Source organism: Paenibacillus sp. JGP012, from assembly GCF_014203995.1.
Lineage (GTDB): Bacteria > Bacillota > Bacilli > Paenibacillales > Paenibacillaceae > Paenibacillus > Paenibacillus silvae.
In genome coordinates this window covers 121,395-136,142 of record NZ_JACHKG010000005.1, presented here as the reverse complement: position 1 = coordinate 136,142, position 14,748 = coordinate 121,395, and the positions used below count along the sequence as shown (strand labels likewise).

The following is a 14,748-nucleotide window of genomic DNA, read 5'->3' as shown; positions in this document are numbered from 1 at the left end:
GAGAGGGGGGTAACTTGGCGTCAGCAGTGAAGTGGTACGAGGGAGTGAAGTAACTTGGCGGTAGGGGGGACTGAGGTGCACACATCATATTGAGTCAAAATAAACTCACCAAAGTACGATCAAGCAGGAAGTCAATTTTTAACGATTCCTAGGAACGCTATTTGCCCGGATTTAGCAGGTTTGAAATTCTAACGATTCGTAGAAGCGTTATTTTGGTGAAAATAGTGGTTTTGGTAGGGAAAACGTTGAAATTGAGCCGAATAAGGTTTGTAGGAATCGTTAGGTTTTTCTAGACGTAAGAATGGGTGAAATAAGCCTTCTACGATTCGTTAGCGTCAGGAGTGAGGAGGCGAGAGAGTGAGTAACTTGGAGACTGGAGTGAGGTGGTGAGAGAGAGTGGAGTAACTTGGAGACTGGAGTGAGGTGGTGAGAGAGTGTGGGGTAACTTGGAGACAGGAATGAGGTAGCGAGAGGGAACGGATTAACTTGGCCTCAGTAGTGAGATACTGCGAGGGAGCGGACTGCGGACTAACTACTCGGTCCGTCTCTTCTCCCCCAACAGGCCCTCTGCAGCTATGCCTCGTATAAAATCTCACCCGTGCGGGATACATCGTATCCTTCAAATGCCTTCAGCTCCTGCTGGAACTCCGGAGATTGCAGGATGCGCAGCACCGACTCGATCCAGGCCTCGTTGCCCTGTTTTCGCAGCATAACCAGGTCGTACCGCTCTTGAACGAGCGGGATAAAATCAACCTGTCCCACAAGACGGGCGGCCTTTTCAATGCCTACGCCAACATCGGCTTCGCCGGAGCTGACTTTGGCTGCCACGCCCATATGGCTTGTTTCCTCCACATCATACCCGAGCAGCCCCGCAGCTGATATCCCGTTCAGCCGCAGCTGCTCATCCAGCAGTACCCGGGCTCCCGAGCCCTTTTCACGATTGGCAAGGCGTAGCCCTGACCGATTCAAATCGGTCCAGTCATTTAACTGACGAGGATTACCACGCGGGACGTACAGACCCGCAGGACGGGACAGCAGATTTACAACGACGTAGGACCAGCCTGTTAAAATTTTGCGGATATATGGCAGATTGTATTCTCCGGTGTCTCCATCCAGCAAATGTGTGCTGACCAGATCGGACTCCCCGCGGTACATTGAGATCAGACCGTCCAGACTCCCCATAAAGGAGCGCAAAGGACGAATGCCCATTGACTGTTTTTCGATGTGACGCATCAGAATGTCCAGGCTGACATCCTGACCCGTAATGACCAGATGACGTGCTGCACGGGTATTGTTCTGTCCGAAACCAGCTGGAGAGTTGGCGTACAAAGAAAGAGCCATCTGCGAAGCAGACGACACTGCTGCCTCAGTTGTATGAGCTGCATACTGTCCCTCCCCCTGCCCCGCGAGTATATTCGAGATGGTATGCTGCTCCTGTGTGCGATTCGTCAAATCATAATGCTGCTCTGTCCCAATTGGTCCAATAGCCTGCTGATTCACGCCCGAGCCGCTCACGCCTGTTGACTGCTGCGCCGGGGACTGAAGCTGCTTGGAGCGGCGTTTATATTCTTCCAGATCTGTGGCGTCAATGCGCATTTGTTTGCCTACCCGATAGGCGACAAGGTCTCCCTTTTTGATCAAGTCATAGACGGTTAGTTTCGATATTTTAAGCAGTTTGGCAATTTCTTCGGTTGTGTAGGATTGCTCCTCCGTCATGAGTGAAGAACCTCCCTTTATATTATAAGGCCGTATAACTGCGGCTTTTCTACCAATGTGTTTATTGCGAGCGGGATAATAGAAGTTGCACCCGAAATCATTCCTGAACGGGTTGTTATCGATCCGATACTGATGCTGCTAGATGCAGACGTTTCTTGTACTATACCACTATTCAAAGGTCTTCATAAACCTGTATCTGAAGGTAATCATAAACCTGCGCATGATGTAACTGCATCGTTCTCATCTATCTTCGGTAAAAATGTGAAGCCCCTCACCTTCCCATTTCAAACGTTCTGTGTATAATTAGTTATAATTAAATATATCTAGTTATAACTAAACATAACTTTGGGGGAGAATGAATGAACAAGAGAGCTGGAACCTTACTTGGAGTTATATCACTAAGTCTCGCACTTGTGCTGGCAGGCTGCGGAGCAAACGGCAGTTCGGCTGCAGAGAAGCAGGATGCATCATCTACGACTAACCAGACTACAGCCTCTACATCAGCAGCATCTGGTGAGGATACATCACCAGCTACGTCAGAATCCCAGGAAAAAGTCGAGCTAACGATATCGGCGGCAGCAAGCCTGACCGATGCCATGACAGAGATCAAAACCAGCTATGAGCAGGCACATCCCAACATCAGCCTGAATTTTAACTTCGGGTCTTCGGGTGCACTGCAGCAGCAGATTGAGCAAGGAGCACCGGCAGATATTTTTGTATCGGCTTCAGCTAAAAATATGAAGGCACTGGTCGATGAACATCTGATCGCATCCACAGACCAGAAAAATCTGCTGCAAAACTCACTGGTAGCCATCGTGCCCGCAGATGGGACAAGTACAGTCACCAGTGAGAAGGACCTGGCTAATGAAGCCATCAAAACGGTAGCCATTGGCATTCCCGAGAGCGTGCCCGCTGGAACGTATGCAAAAGAAGCTCTGACCAACGCGAAGCTGTGGGATCAGCTTGAGAAAAAGCTTGTGCAAGGGAAAGACGTCAGACAGGTGCTGCAGTATGTCGAAACAGGCAATGCGGATGCAGGCTTTGTGTACAAAACCGATGCACTGACCTCCAAGCAGGTGAAAATCGCATTTGAAGTGGACAAAAACAGTTATACACCCGCAAACTATCCGCTTGGCATTATTGAGGACACGAAGCACCGTACAGAGGCCGAACAATTCTATGCCTATCTGCAAACACCGGAAGTGCTGGACATTTTCGCTAAATACGGCTTCACGATCCCGCAATGAATATAAGTGCAATCGACTGGTCCATGTTCTGGTCACCGGTGCGCTTGTCCCTTCAGGTGGCACTGTTATCCAGCATTGCCGCTTTATTGATTGGCGTGGCCGTTGCCTGGAAAATGTCTCGTGCTTCCTTTCGAGGCAGAGTGTTTCTGGAGACCCTGCTTATGCTTCCACTTGTTCTGCCACCAACAGTAGTTGGCTTCCTGCTTTTGGTGTTGCTGGGCCGTAGAAGTCTGCTCGGACACTGGATCGAAGTGATCTTCTCGGCTCCTGTCATTTTCTCGTGGTGGGCTGCTGTAATTGCTTCAATTGTGGTGGCTTTTCCTCTAGTGTACCAGACGATGAAATCAGGCTTTAACGGGGTTGATCGAGACCTGGAAGATGCAGGACGCTCTATCGGAGCGAATGAGTGGCAGGTATTCCGATACATTACGCTGCCGCTTGCAGGCAGAGCACTGATGACCGCATTTATTCTGGGCTTTGCTCGCGCTCTGGGCGAATTCGGTGCAACCTTGATGATCGCGGGCAACATTCCAGGCAAAACACAGACCGTGCCCACGGCTATATATGTGGCCGTCGATTCAGGAAATCAGACGATGGCCTGGGCCTGGACCATTTCCATTATTATCATTTCATTTCTGATGTTACTGATGACGAGACAGCAGCGTGATTATCAAAAATCATAATAGATTTGCCACAAACCCGCTTGGAGAACTGCTCTCAAATGGCGGGTTTTTCTTATGAATTGCAAGACATATGTCCTCAGGTGCAATGAAATTGATCATATTGGAAAAGTAAAGCCCTTTTCGCGGAAAAAAAACAAATTTTTTTCCAAATTTCTGCTGTTCAGTACTCGCTTTCAGGGGGCTTGTTCCTGTAAAATAGGAGGTAACTGATTCCAGCCAAGCATTGAAATAAGGAGAGACGACGATGAACACTAAACCTGATTGCGACATATCGTTGCAAATCGATGATTATCTGGATCTTTTGCATTTTGCCATCCAAATTCAAGATCAGGAATGGCGCCAGTCCCTTATCCAGCAGCTCAAAATATTTCAAATTGCACCGGAGCAGCAGCATACGCCCGAAGAAGAATTGTGGATGAGATTCGATTACATCAATAGCAAATTGACAGGTCTATGTCATCAGATTCATGCCGCGCATTCGGTGGATGAACGTAAAAAGTTTGAAGAGCGAGTCGGCGTGTTGCAATTGCAACGGGTGGAAGTGGCACGTAAAATCAAATGGGCCAGCCGAAGATAGACACTGCTCCTATGATTCACGAATAGATGACGAATGGACAGAAACTGGATAATACACGAAACAGAGCCATGCTCCTTATGTTGAGGGGGTGGCTTTTTTGCTTGCAGAATAGACCGTGGTCATCCTGTTGGATGAACAGACATCGGCGCTTGATCCAGAGCTTGTCGGTGAGGTGCTTGTTGTAGATCGAAGTCATATCATTAGACATCAGGTCGAAGTTATTTCATTTCACGATATAGGCGCAAGCTGTAGTAACTGACGATCCCGGCCCGGCATATGCTGTAACAGGCAAATGCTGATAGGCCGGTTTTTTTCTGTGGTGAAGCAGGCCTTGACCCGAAAGGAGGAGCACCATGCAGAGTAAAATTGATGAAATTATTACACATATCGCCCATTCCCATCAGCAGATCGCACGGGTATTGGATGCCAAACGTCAGGTCGCTGTACGCATGTCGGAGATTATCCATCATTTGCCCGATAACGAGCCGGAGCTGGATGGGGTTGAGGGGCTGCTGGACAGCTCGGGACAGATAAACAAAAGTATTATCTCCTACCTGGGGGGGCTGGCTGACCTGGAAGAAGCTGTGGCCGAGACGCTGACCCAGGTCATGCGGGAGATTGCAGTGCAGGAGGAAGAATAAGCCCGGAAGGCGGGTGATGAAACATGAGCAGAGAACAAAGCCTTATTCTGATGCTGGATGCAGCAGCCAAAATGCAGTGGAACATTGCGCTGATTCTGGAGGCGAAGGCGATTGAGGCGGAGAAGGTGCGGAACTGGACGCTGAATCATCTGAATGGGGACAGCTTTTTGACCCATAGTGATCAGGTTGGAGAACCGCTGAAAATGCATGAGCAGCTGGTGGAGCTGCTGGAAGGCTTAACCCGCATGGAAACGGGGTTATGCAACAATCTTAAAGCGGTTATGGTCCAGAATGACAGCGAAGATAGCGGTATGGACGGGGGCATGTTTGGCGGCATGGATCTCGGGGATCTGGGAAAATGAGTCTCTTGCAGCGTGAGCAGGAGGTCAAACTGGCGCTCATTGAATCCATTGCCCACAGTCAGCAGGCCCTGGCCCGTATTCTGGACAGTGTAGCCAGTGTATCGTCTCATTCGGAGGTATCTGCTCGCAGTCTTGCCGAGAATATACGTCTGCTTAGTCGCTATCAGGAAGAGATGTCTCGTATGGTCACAGGCGTCAGGCTCTCCCGAATTCGTTATGGTGAGCCGGGGCTGCCTTGGCTCAAAGACCCCGCGTGTGTCATCCGTGCCGCCGGGGACCTACAGGAGGAATGCTGATATGTTAAAAAAGAAGTCCAGGCTGAAAACAAAACGTGCTTTGGTCGCTCGTGGCGCCCGCCTGCGCAAAATCCGCAAGCTGCGTGCGCTGAAATCAAAACGTGTCGTTCATAAACGTACAGGCAAAGGACGCAGTGCGTGGCTGAAAAAAAAGAAACGCACAGTGCGGCGGCATCGCAATGTGAAGGCCGTTCAACCTGTCGTCCCGGCCACCCCTACCGATCCAAACCCCGACAACGCATACAGTCAAGGATACAACGAAGCATACAACGAAGGCTTCAACGCGGGTTTCGCCAAGGGTTTCGAGGACGGACACCAATTGGCTTACAAGGCACAGTAATGAAGGCATCGAAGGACTAACTTACAGGTATGGCAACAACCCGGGGGGACAATTCCTCCGGGTTATTTACATAACCGCTGCAGCGGACATGCCCGTGCAGGCGGACATGGAGGGCAGACGCCAATTTTGCGCCTTGCAGGACACCCGTCCATGATGCATCTGACCCCGGGGCATATCCTTTAGAGGGAAGACCAATCTCGTGGAGAGTCCGAAAAGGGATCTCCTTGAAGGAAGACAGGGTGAAGAATGTGGCAAAACGAAGACACCGCCCGCTGACGGAAGCGGAGGCGGCCTACCGCGGCGGATATGCAGAAGGCCGCAGGTTTGGCGGCTGTCAGGCCATCATGGAGCGGGTACAGCCATATGTGCCAGCCCCGCGGGACATGAAGGTGCTGTATATCCCTCAGGGTTTCGATGCTATTGATGAGGGTGTCATCTCGGCACTGCAGCAGTCCGTTCGGGAATGCGTTGTTGGATCGCCAGCAGCGATGCTGCAGGAAGCTGTTCAGCATCGGCCGGATGTTGTTCTGGTAATGAACGGTCTGCATGTATTTCCCGAGAATCACCTGGAACAGGTAAGAGGAATCCGTGAGCAGGGGATACGAACGGCGATATGGTTTGTCGATGACCCTTACTTTACGGAGGACACCGCATCCATCTGTCAGCATTATGACATTGTATTTACACATGAGGAGGCAGCCGTTTCTTTCTACAGAGACAAAGGAGCACAATGTGTCATTTATATGCCGCTGGCTGTAAATCCGGGCATGTTTCATCCGCGTCGTACAGAGCCGCAGCATCAGTACGATATCTGTTTTATCGGCACGGGTTTCTGGAACCGGATTGACCTGTTCAATCAGCTCGCTCCTTATCTGGCAGATAAAAAGGTGTTTATTGCCGGAAGTCAGTGGAGCCGTTTGGCCCGGCTGGATGTGCTGGGGCAATTCATCCACGAAGGATGGATTGATCCGGCGGCAACGGTGGATTATTACAACGGAGCGAAGATTGTTATTAATGTACACAGAACCTGTGAGAACGGGGAGGACAATCGTAACACGCACCAGCTGGAGGGGAACTCGATCAATCCAAGGACTTATGAGATCAGCGCTTGCGGCACGATGCAGATTACGGATACTCGCGGAGATCTGCCCCGCTATTACCGTCCCGGGTATGACATTGAAACCTTCACGACAGCGGCAGAGCTGCAGCGCAAAATCCAGCATTATCTGCATCATGAGGAGGAACGACAGGCTATGGCTTGGCGTGGCTTGCTCACAACGCTGAATCGTCATACGTTTAACCGCCGAATTGCCGAGTTGTTAGGACATTTGTAGCTTTCCTTCTGCTCGAAGGAGGGCAACCGGAAACACTTAATCCCAAATAAAAAGGAGTGGCGGTATGTCTCTCAAACACCGTAAAACGAGAAGGCTTCATGCACCTGTACTCAGCCTGGCTGATCAGGCACGCAAAAACGGGCAACAGGCCGGATATGACGCAGGCAAAGAAGAAGGATACCTGCGTGGCCGTGCTAACTATATTGTGAATTGTGCACAGGAGCCGCTGCCCTTCCGGCAGCTTCACGTGCTGTACGTTTCTTCGGGGAAAGGATTCCCTTACTCCCCCATTGATGAAGCAATCTTGGCTACGCTGCAGGGCATGGTGGCTCAGGTGACATTATCTGATCCACGTCAGCCGGTATCTCAGGTTGCGCTGGAAACACGTCCTGATCTGGTGCTTGTGCTGGATGGCATGGATATCCCGATCGAGCATATTGATGCGATACGTCAAGCCGGAATTCAGACGGCAATCTGGCTGACGGATGACCCGTATTATACCGATATGACGCTGGAAATTGTGAAGCATTATGACCATGTGTTCACACTGGAACTGAACTGTGTGGAACTGTATCGCCAGCATGGCTGTGCGTCTGTGCATTATATGCCGTTTGCCGCTTTTACCAACCATTACTTCCCGATTACTACGCCTTCCCCGCTGAAACGGGATGTCAGCTTTATCGGCTCGGCTTACTGGAACCGTGTGTATTTCTTCAATCCGATCATGCCGCAGCTGATGTCACACAACACGGTATTCAACGGCATCTGGTGGGACCGTCTGCCAGACTATACGGCCTATGGAGAGAAGATTGAGCTGGGCCGCTGGATGAGTCCGCAAGAAACGAATGATGTATACAACGGCACCAAAGTTGTGATCAACCTGCATCGTTCCCATGAGGATGATTCAGTCAACAACAACCAGGTCAAAATTTTGCCAGCTTCGCCGAACCCGAGAACATTTGAGATTGCCGCGAGCACGACATTACAGCTGACCGATGCGCGGGATGATCTGGCTCGTTTCTACAGACCGGGCGTGGAGATCGAGACGTATTCTTCACCACAGGAGATGCTGGATAAGGTGGAGTATTACCTTACACATGAGAAGGAGCGGCGTGAAATCGCCCTGCGGGGACTGGAACGCACGCTCAAAGATCACACGTATGGCAGACGTATAAACGAAATGTTGAGCATTATATTCCCTTAATCTCGGCCAGGAGGAGGTGTGCACAGTGCCCTGTATCGGTTTGTCTGTATACAGGGTCCGTGTGCGGCCATGGCAATGAAACCAAAGCTGATGTTGTTTTCTCATGTATGCAACACTCGCAGTATTACCGGTGCGGAGAAGCTGCTGCTTCATTTTATGAAAGAGATTGATTCGATCTTTGAATGTGTGCTCGTTGCACCGCAGGAAGGGAAGCTTACCGGGCTTGCACGAAGGTACGGTGTACATGTCCACATATGTAATCTGCCGATGCTTCACGGTGTGTACACTCCTTATCAGGGCATTGCACAGGATGCGGAAAATTTGCGGCATACGCCAGCATTTCAAGATGTAATTTCACTGTTCCAGCGTTACGAGCCGGATATGATTTTGACGAATACCTGCGTGAATGTGATGCCTGCCGTGGCGGCAAAATCGTTAGGCATTCCGGTTATCTGGAAAATTACCGAGATTATTCAGACGACGGAACATACAACCGAGGCGATTCAGATGATCGGCCGGTACGCAGACTGGATTGTTGGCATTTCAGAGACGGCAGCGGCACCCTTCAAACAGGCGGGGATGAGTGACAGGGTTACGATTATTTCCCCGACATGGGAACCGTCTCTGCCTGCCCCGGACCGCTGGCTGCATCTGCGTGAGCGCAAACGCAAGCAGCTTGGCCTTAAAGACACGCATACCTGCATCGGTTATATTTCTTCCTTTATATATGATGCCAAGGGTTTGAAGCCCTTTGTAGATATGGCACTGCGATTGTGTGAGACACAGCCGCGTTGTCGCTTCTGGGTGATCGGCGCACCTTCGGACAAAAAGTATTATGACGAGTGTGTGTCCAGGGTAAAACGTTCCGGGTATGCAAAACGCTTTATTTTCACCACATTTGAGGAAAATGTGTCTCTGGCCTACACCGCGATGGATATCGTGGTAATCCCGAGCATGGTGAAGGAAGGCTTTGGCATGACAGCACTGGAGGGGCTTTATTTTGCCAAACCCGTCATTGCTTTCGCCCAGGGCGGTCTCAAGGAATTGATGGAATCCGTGGGCAGCAGCGCGTTTCTGGCACCGCCCGGGGATAGTGAAGCGCTCGTTACGCTCGCAATGACACTGCTGAATGATTCGGAGCTGGCTTCGGAGACCGGATGGCGCAACCGGACAGAAGCGGAAAAGCTGTATGGTATTGAAACCTACCGAGTGAAGCTGCATACGATGGTCACACAGTGGTTATTGCGCTTTCCCGGATGGTTCAAATATATCCAGCCTCCGAATGGCCCTGTCTTGACATGGGGAGAGGGCGGTCTGCGCACGGTGCTGACACCCGACCCGTCGCTTGTCAAGGCACGGCTGTTTCCAGAGAGCATAGTGCAGTTTCTGCCTCGTTCCTCGCTGCCTCCAGTAGCGATAGCACTTCATGATGGAGGAGCCGTACAAACTAACAAGGCAGAGGAGCGGATTCAGCTCGAAGGCCATGCCAGAAAGCACCGCCGCAAGAAAGGCATTTTAGTCGTCCGGCGCGGGCTTAAAAAGCTGAAACGGAGTGTTCGAACCCGGAAGAAAAGCGGCAGGGCTCGTAAAACAGCAGGGCGAAGTATCACTGCTCAGAAAAGGTCCACACGCAGACGTTCCTCCGGGAGAAAGACACGCAGCCGCAAAATACGCAAAGGCTCCGGTGCCAGATAAAGGCCGGGGTTTCCAATACACGTTCGAAAATAAGGGCTTCAAAAGCACGATAGAAGAAAGGGTTTCAAAAACACGATAGAAGAATGGGTTCCCAAAAACACGATAGAAGGCAGGGATGACGATGAAGATTATGACCGTGTTGGGTACGAGACCTGAAATTATTCGGCTCAGCCTGATCATCTCCAAGCTGGACCAGTACGCGTCCAAACATATTCTGGTCCACACGGGACAGAACTTCACTGAAAGTCTCAGCGGTCTTTTTTTCAAAGAGATGGGTCTGCGTGCCCCGGATTATGTGCTGCAGGATGAAGCCGCCTCTTTGGGGCGGCAGCTGTCCTCCATGTTTACGCAGATGGAGGACCTGATCCTGCAGGAGAAGCCCGACAAGCTGCTCCTGCTCGGAGACACGAACAGTGCCCTCTGTGCTGTACTCGCCGAGCGTATGGGAATTCCTGTTATTCACATGGAGGCAGGCAATCGCTGCTTCGATCTGGATGTGCCGGAGGAGAAAAATCGCCGCGTTATTGATGCGATCTCGACTATAAATATGCCGTACACCGAGCAGAGCAAGAAACATCTCGTCAGTGAAGGTGTGCCCAGCCGCCGGATTGTGCTGACGGGCAATCCAATCTATGAGGTGATGCAGCACTACAGCGGTCAGGTCAATGCCAGCAAGATTTTGAAAAAGCTCAAGCTGAAGTCTGGTCAATATTTTCTGGTCACGGCCCATCGCGCTGAAAATGTGGATCACCCCCCTCATCTGCTGGAGATTATGAAAGGGCTCAATCAGGTAGCGGAGGAGCATGGACTGCGTGTTATTTGCAGCATTCATCCACGAACGGCAATTCGAATCTCGGAGCATCTGCAGCTGGAGATGCATCCGCTCGTGGAATTCCACGAGCCGTTTGGATTTTTCGATTTTGTGATGCTTGAACGCCATGCGTGCTGTGCACTTACCGACAGCGGAACGGTGCAGGAGGAATGCTGCATCATGGGTGTGCCTACGGTGACGATGCGCCGAACGACCGAGCGTCCCGAAACGGTGGATTGCGGCAGCAACGTGGTATCCGGTCTGGATGCGGCACGAATTGCGGACTGTGTAAACGTGATGATCAAGCTGCCGAATGATTGGGATTGTCCGCAGGGTTACAAGGCAACAGATGTATCCAGTAAAGTGGTTAAATTTCTGCTTGGAGGGAAAATGCATGTTTGAAAATAAGCGTATACTCGTGACTGGCGGTACGGGATCATGGGGGTATGAGCTTGTCGCTCAACTGCTGCCCCAGCAGCCCAAGGAAATCATCGTTTACTCCCGCAACGAGTCCAGCCAGGTAGCCATGAGCCGTGAGTTCGAGGACCCTCGCCTGCTGTTCCGCATTGGGGATATCCGTGACAAGGATGCTTTGACTGCGGCCTGTCAGCATGTGGACTATGTGTTTCATCTGGCTGCACTCAAGCATGTGCCGGTATGTGAAGACCAGCCTTATGAGGCTCTCAAAACAAACGTGATCGGCACGCAGAATGTCATTGAAGCAGCGATCGAGAACAAGGTCAAAAAGGTAATCTATATTTCAACCGACAAAGCGGCGAATCCTTCGAATTTCTATGGCATGACCAAGGCGATCGGTGAGAAATTAATCGTTTATGCCAATCTGCTGCACAGTGAAACCAAGTTTGTTACGGTGCGTGGCGGCAATGTGCTTGGCACAAACGGCAGTGTTGTGCATCTGTTCAAAAACCAGATTCGCCAAAAAGGCCAGGTATCCATTACGGATATGGGCATGACTCGCTTTTTCCTTACGCTCAAGGATGCCATTACTCTGCTGTTCAAGGCTTCGGTGGAAAGTGTTGGCGGAGAAATCTTTGTCATGACGATGCCAACATGCAAAATTGTTGATCTGGCTGAAGTGCTGATTGAGGACTCCGGGGTGGAGAACGTAGCCATTGTGGAGCGCGGGATTCGTCCGGGCGAGAAAATTCACGAAATTCTGATGAGTGAATTCGAAAGCTTGACCACCGTTGTCTATGACGAGCAGTATCTGGTGATTCTGCCTACACTCGGGATTCCTGGGCTGCGTGAGCACTACACAAACTGCCCGCCTGTGCCATACAGCAGCTTTAGCTCGGAGCATCAGCTCATGACCAAAGACGAAATTCGTGAAATTTTGAAACGCGGAGGGTTTCTGTCATGAAGCTGCTGATTCTTGGGGGAAACGGAATGGCCGGCCATATTCTGGTCGACTATTTCCGCCGTCAAGGTGTGCACAGCGTCTTCTACACCACCCGGGACGTGACAGACCCGAAGGGCTTGATCCTGGATGTGAACGACAGCTTTATGGTCGACAGGCTTGTAGAAGCGGTGCACCCGGACGTAATCATTAACGCGGTCGGTGTGCTCAACAGCTTCGCTGACAAGGATAAAATTGCGGCTTATCATATCAACGGTTTTCTGCCGCATCGTCTGCGGCGCATAGCGGATTCCCTCGGTGCACGTCTGATTCATATCAGTACAGACTGTGTGTTTAGCGGAGATCGCGGTGCATACCGGGAGCATGACGTAACCGATGGAACGTCCTCCTACGCCATCACCAAAGCGTTGGGTGAGGTGATGGATGAAGGACATTTAACGATCCGAACGTCCATTATTGGACCTGAAATCCGGCAGGGCGGCATTGGTCTTATGCAGTGGTTCATGTCAAGCAAAGGCCAGGTCGGCGGGTACACTCGTGTATTCTGGAATGGTGTCACAACACTTGAGTTAGCCAAATGGGTAGATCATTATCTGGACTCTCCAGTCAGCGGCCTGATTCATCTTGCTCATCCTGTGCCAGTCAGCAAGCATGATCTGCTTGTCCTGTTCCAGCAGGTCTGGAATAAACAGGATGTGAAAATTGTGCCGGACGACAGTGTAGTACAGGATCGCACACTGGTATCTACCCGTGAGGATGTGAAGACAGACCTGCCGGATTATTCAACAATGCTGAAGGAGCTGGCATTATGGATGGAGCAGAGCTGACGGGTAAAAAGGTGTTGATTACGGGTGCCTCCGGTTTCACCGGTCGGCATGCGGTACATTATTTTCAAGGTGCCGGGGCTGACGTTGCAGCTGTTGTGCGCAGGCCGGATGTATATGCGTTTGATCAAAAAGTAGGTATACACGTCTGTGATCTGAATGATAAACATCAGGTGAGAGAGCTGATCAAGCATGTTCAGCCGGACTATGTGCTGCATCTTGCAGGCAAAAACTCGGTACCGGATTCCTGGGCCGAACCGCTATTAGTGCTTGAAACCAACGTGATGGCGGTGTTATATCTGCTGGATGCACTCCGCAGCTGTCCTGCTGCCCGCACGGTCATTGTTGGCTCAAGGCTCAAGTATACACCGGAGCCGGGACGTGTGCCGGCTCCGCCGCATCCGTACAGCCTGAGCAAAGCGCTGGAGGAGATGGTTTCCCTGTCCTGGATGTCCCTGTTCGGTCAGCAGATTATGCTGGCTGAGCCAGGCAATCTGATCGGTGCGGGCCCATCCACAGGCATCTGTTCTCTGCTTGCCCGGCATGTCGTTGCCTGTGAGCAGACAGGGAAAACGGAAGCATTTCGTCTATCCGGGCGGCATAATACCCGTGATTTTCTGGATGTGCGGGATGCCGTTCGGGCTTATGCCGTTTTACTTCTGCATGGCACCAGCGGGATGGTATATCCGGTAGTGTCCGGGGTGGAGCGAAGTCTTGGCGAGATTGCGGAACTGCTGTTGTCTATGACCGATGCAGAGGTGCCGATGCGCTGGGATGGTGCATCCTCCGGTCCGGACGGCGCGGGCAAGCAGGAGGAATTATCGGAGCTGCGCAGGCTGGGTTGGCAGCCGAAAATTGCATTTGAGGATTCGCTTCGGGACATTCTGAGCGATGTGCGTGCCCGCCAAGGGAGGATAATCGAATGAATCCACGTGTGTCCATTATCATTCCGTTCTACAATTGTCCGTATGTGCCACAAGCCATTCAAAGTGCATTGAATCAGACGTATGCCGAGGTGGAGATCATTGTTGTTAACGATGGCTCCACAAGGCATGAGGAGCTGCTTCAGCCTTATTTGCCTCACATCAACGTACTTGGCAAAAGCAACGGGGGCACGGCTTCAGCGTTGAATCACGGCATTCGGCATGCCTCGGGTGATTATGTGGCCTGGCTGAGCTCGGATGACTTCTTCTACCCTGACAAAATCCGTTACCAGCTTGAATTCATGCAGCGTGAAAATGTACTGGTATCCCATACGAATTTTCACTATATCAATGAGCATTCGGCCGTTACCAAAATGCATGGCGGCCCTGAGCCGATGTCCGAACTGGATTGTCTGCGCCGGTTCAATGGCGGTAATCCGGTCAACGGATGCACGGTCATGATTCGTAAGGATTTGCTTGGCGGCGTGGGACTGTTTAATGAGCTGCTGCCTTATACACATGATCTGGATCTCTGGCTGCGCATGCTCCTTAACGGTCATCGCTTCCCGTATCTGAATGAGCCGCTCACGGCGTATCGCTGGCATGGAGGGATGGGGTCGGTCCGTCATGCGGACGCGATCGGCAGAGAAGCGTCCATGGTCTGGTCCAGATATCGCGAACCGCTGCTGCAGCGCATTGCTGCGCTTGGCGGGTAGC

17 protein-coding genes are annotated in these 14,748 nt (G+C 51.3%); 16 read left to right on the top strand and 1 reads right to left on the bottom strand.

What is annotated here, in order from left to right:
* Window positions 1-573: 573 nt before the first annotated feature.
* Window positions 574-1,716, bottom strand: a complete 1,143-nt coding sequence (locus tag HNR77_RS08845; RefSeq protein ID WP_184182659.1) for a substrate-binding domain-containing protein — start codon at window positions 1,714-1,716, stop codon at window positions 574-576.
* A gap of 359 nt (window positions 1,717-2,075) precedes the next feature.
* Between HNR77_RS08845 and modA the strand changes: the two genes are divergently transcribed.
* The 16 genes from modA to HNR77_RS08765 all read left to right on the top strand — a co-directional run bounded on the left by modA (window position 2,076) and on the right by HNR77_RS08765 (window position 14,747).
* The gene (modA, locus tag HNR77_RS08840) at window positions 2,076-2,963 is read left to right on the top strand and encodes a molybdate ABC transporter substrate-binding protein (RefSeq protein ID WP_184182656.1); all 888 of its coding nucleotides are present in this window, start codon (window positions 2,076-2,078) and stop codon (window positions 2,961-2,963) included.
* Complete coding sequence (modB, locus tag HNR77_RS08835; protein WP_184182653.1) at window positions 2,960-3,646, top strand: molybdate ABC transporter permease subunit; 687 nt, start codon at window positions 2,960-2,962, stop codon at window positions 3,644-3,646. The genes modA and modB overlap by 4 nt, the downstream gene beginning before the upstream one ends.
* A 244-nt stretch (window positions 3,647-3,890) precedes the next feature.
* Window positions 3,891-4,223: a hypothetical protein gene (locus tag HNR77_RS08830; protein WP_184182650.1), complete on the top strand. Its 333-nt coding sequence runs from the start codon at window positions 3,891-3,893 to the stop codon at window positions 4,221-4,223.
* 115 nt (window positions 4,224-4,338) lie between these two features.
* Entirely contained in the window at window positions 4,339-4,482 is a 144-nt protein-coding gene (locus HNR77_RS30245) for a hypothetical protein (RefSeq protein ID WP_260410428.1), read from the top strand.
* Between the two features lie 94 nt (window positions 4,483-4,576).
* Entirely contained in the window at window positions 4,577-4,864 is a 288-nt protein-coding gene (locus HNR77_RS08820) for a nucleoside-diphosphate sugar epimerase (RefSeq protein ID WP_111269428.1), read from the top strand.
* Window positions 4,865-4,887: 23 nt separating this feature from the next.
* Window positions 4,888-5,226 (top strand): alpha-helical endospore appendage domain-containing protein, encoded by a 339-nt coding sequence (locus HNR77_RS08815; protein WP_184182647.1) that lies wholly within the window; start codon window positions 4,888-4,890, stop codon window positions 5,224-5,226.
* Window positions 5,223-5,522, top strand: a complete 300-nt coding sequence (locus HNR77_RS08810) for a hypothetical protein (RefSeq protein ID WP_111269426.1) — start codon at window positions 5,223-5,225, stop codon at window positions 5,520-5,522. Before HNR77_RS08815 ends, HNR77_RS08810 begins: the two co-directional genes overlap by 4 nt.
* A 1-nt stretch (window position 5,523) precedes the next feature.
* Window positions 5,524-5,862 carry a hypothetical protein gene (locus HNR77_RS08805; RefSeq protein ID WP_184183183.1) on the top strand — a complete coding sequence of 113 codons (339 nt, stop codon included), beginning with the start codon at window positions 5,524-5,526 and terminating at the stop codon, window positions 5,860-5,862.
* A gap of 239 nt (window positions 5,863-6,101) precedes the next feature.
* Window positions 6,102-7,196, top strand: coding sequence for a CgeB family protein (locus tag HNR77_RS08800; RefSeq protein WP_184182644.1), 1,095 nt, complete (start codon window positions 6,102-6,104; stop codon window positions 7,194-7,196).
* Window positions 7,197-7,260: 64 nt separating this feature from the next.
* The gene (locus tag HNR77_RS08795) at window positions 7,261-8,400 is read left to right on the top strand and encodes a CgeB family protein (protein WP_260410427.1); all 1,140 of its coding nucleotides are present in this window, start codon (window positions 7,261-7,263) and stop codon (window positions 8,398-8,400) included.
* Window positions 8,401-8,475: 75 nt separating this feature from the next.
* Window positions 8,476-10,095 (top strand): glycosyltransferase family 4 protein, encoded by a 1,620-nt coding sequence (locus HNR77_RS08790; RefSeq protein WP_221443761.1) that lies wholly within the window; start codon window positions 8,476-8,478, stop codon window positions 10,093-10,095.
* 121 nt (window positions 10,096-10,216) lie between these two features.
* Window positions 10,217-11,308: a non-hydrolyzing UDP-N-acetylglucosamine 2-epimerase gene (gene wecB / locus HNR77_RS08785; protein ID WP_184182638.1), complete on the top strand. Its 1,092-nt coding sequence runs from the start codon at window positions 10,217-10,219 to the stop codon at window positions 11,306-11,308.
* On the top strand, window positions 11,301-12,287 hold the full coding sequence (locus HNR77_RS08780; protein ID WP_184182635.1) for a polysaccharide biosynthesis protein: 987 nt from the start codon (window positions 11,301-11,303) through the stop codon (window positions 12,285-12,287). Before wecB ends, HNR77_RS08780 begins: the two co-directional genes overlap by 8 nt.
* Complete coding sequence (locus HNR77_RS08775) at window positions 12,284-13,111, top strand: dTDP-4-dehydrorhamnose reductase family protein (RefSeq protein WP_184182632.1); 828 nt, start codon at window positions 12,284-12,286, stop codon at window positions 13,109-13,111. Before HNR77_RS08780 ends, HNR77_RS08775 begins: the two co-directional genes overlap by 4 nt.
* Window positions 13,093-14,034, top strand: coding sequence for an NAD-dependent epimerase/dehydratase family protein (locus HNR77_RS08770; RefSeq protein WP_184182629.1), 942 nt, complete (start codon window positions 13,093-13,095; stop codon window positions 14,032-14,034). The genes HNR77_RS08775 and HNR77_RS08770 overlap by 19 nt, the downstream gene beginning before the upstream one ends.
* The gene (locus tag HNR77_RS08765; RefSeq protein WP_184182626.1) at window positions 14,031-14,747 is read left to right on the top strand and encodes a glycosyltransferase; all 717 of its coding nucleotides are present in this window, start codon (window positions 14,031-14,033) and stop codon (window positions 14,745-14,747) included. Before HNR77_RS08770 ends, HNR77_RS08765 begins: the two co-directional genes overlap by 4 nt.
* Window position 14,748 lies beyond the last annotated feature (1 nt).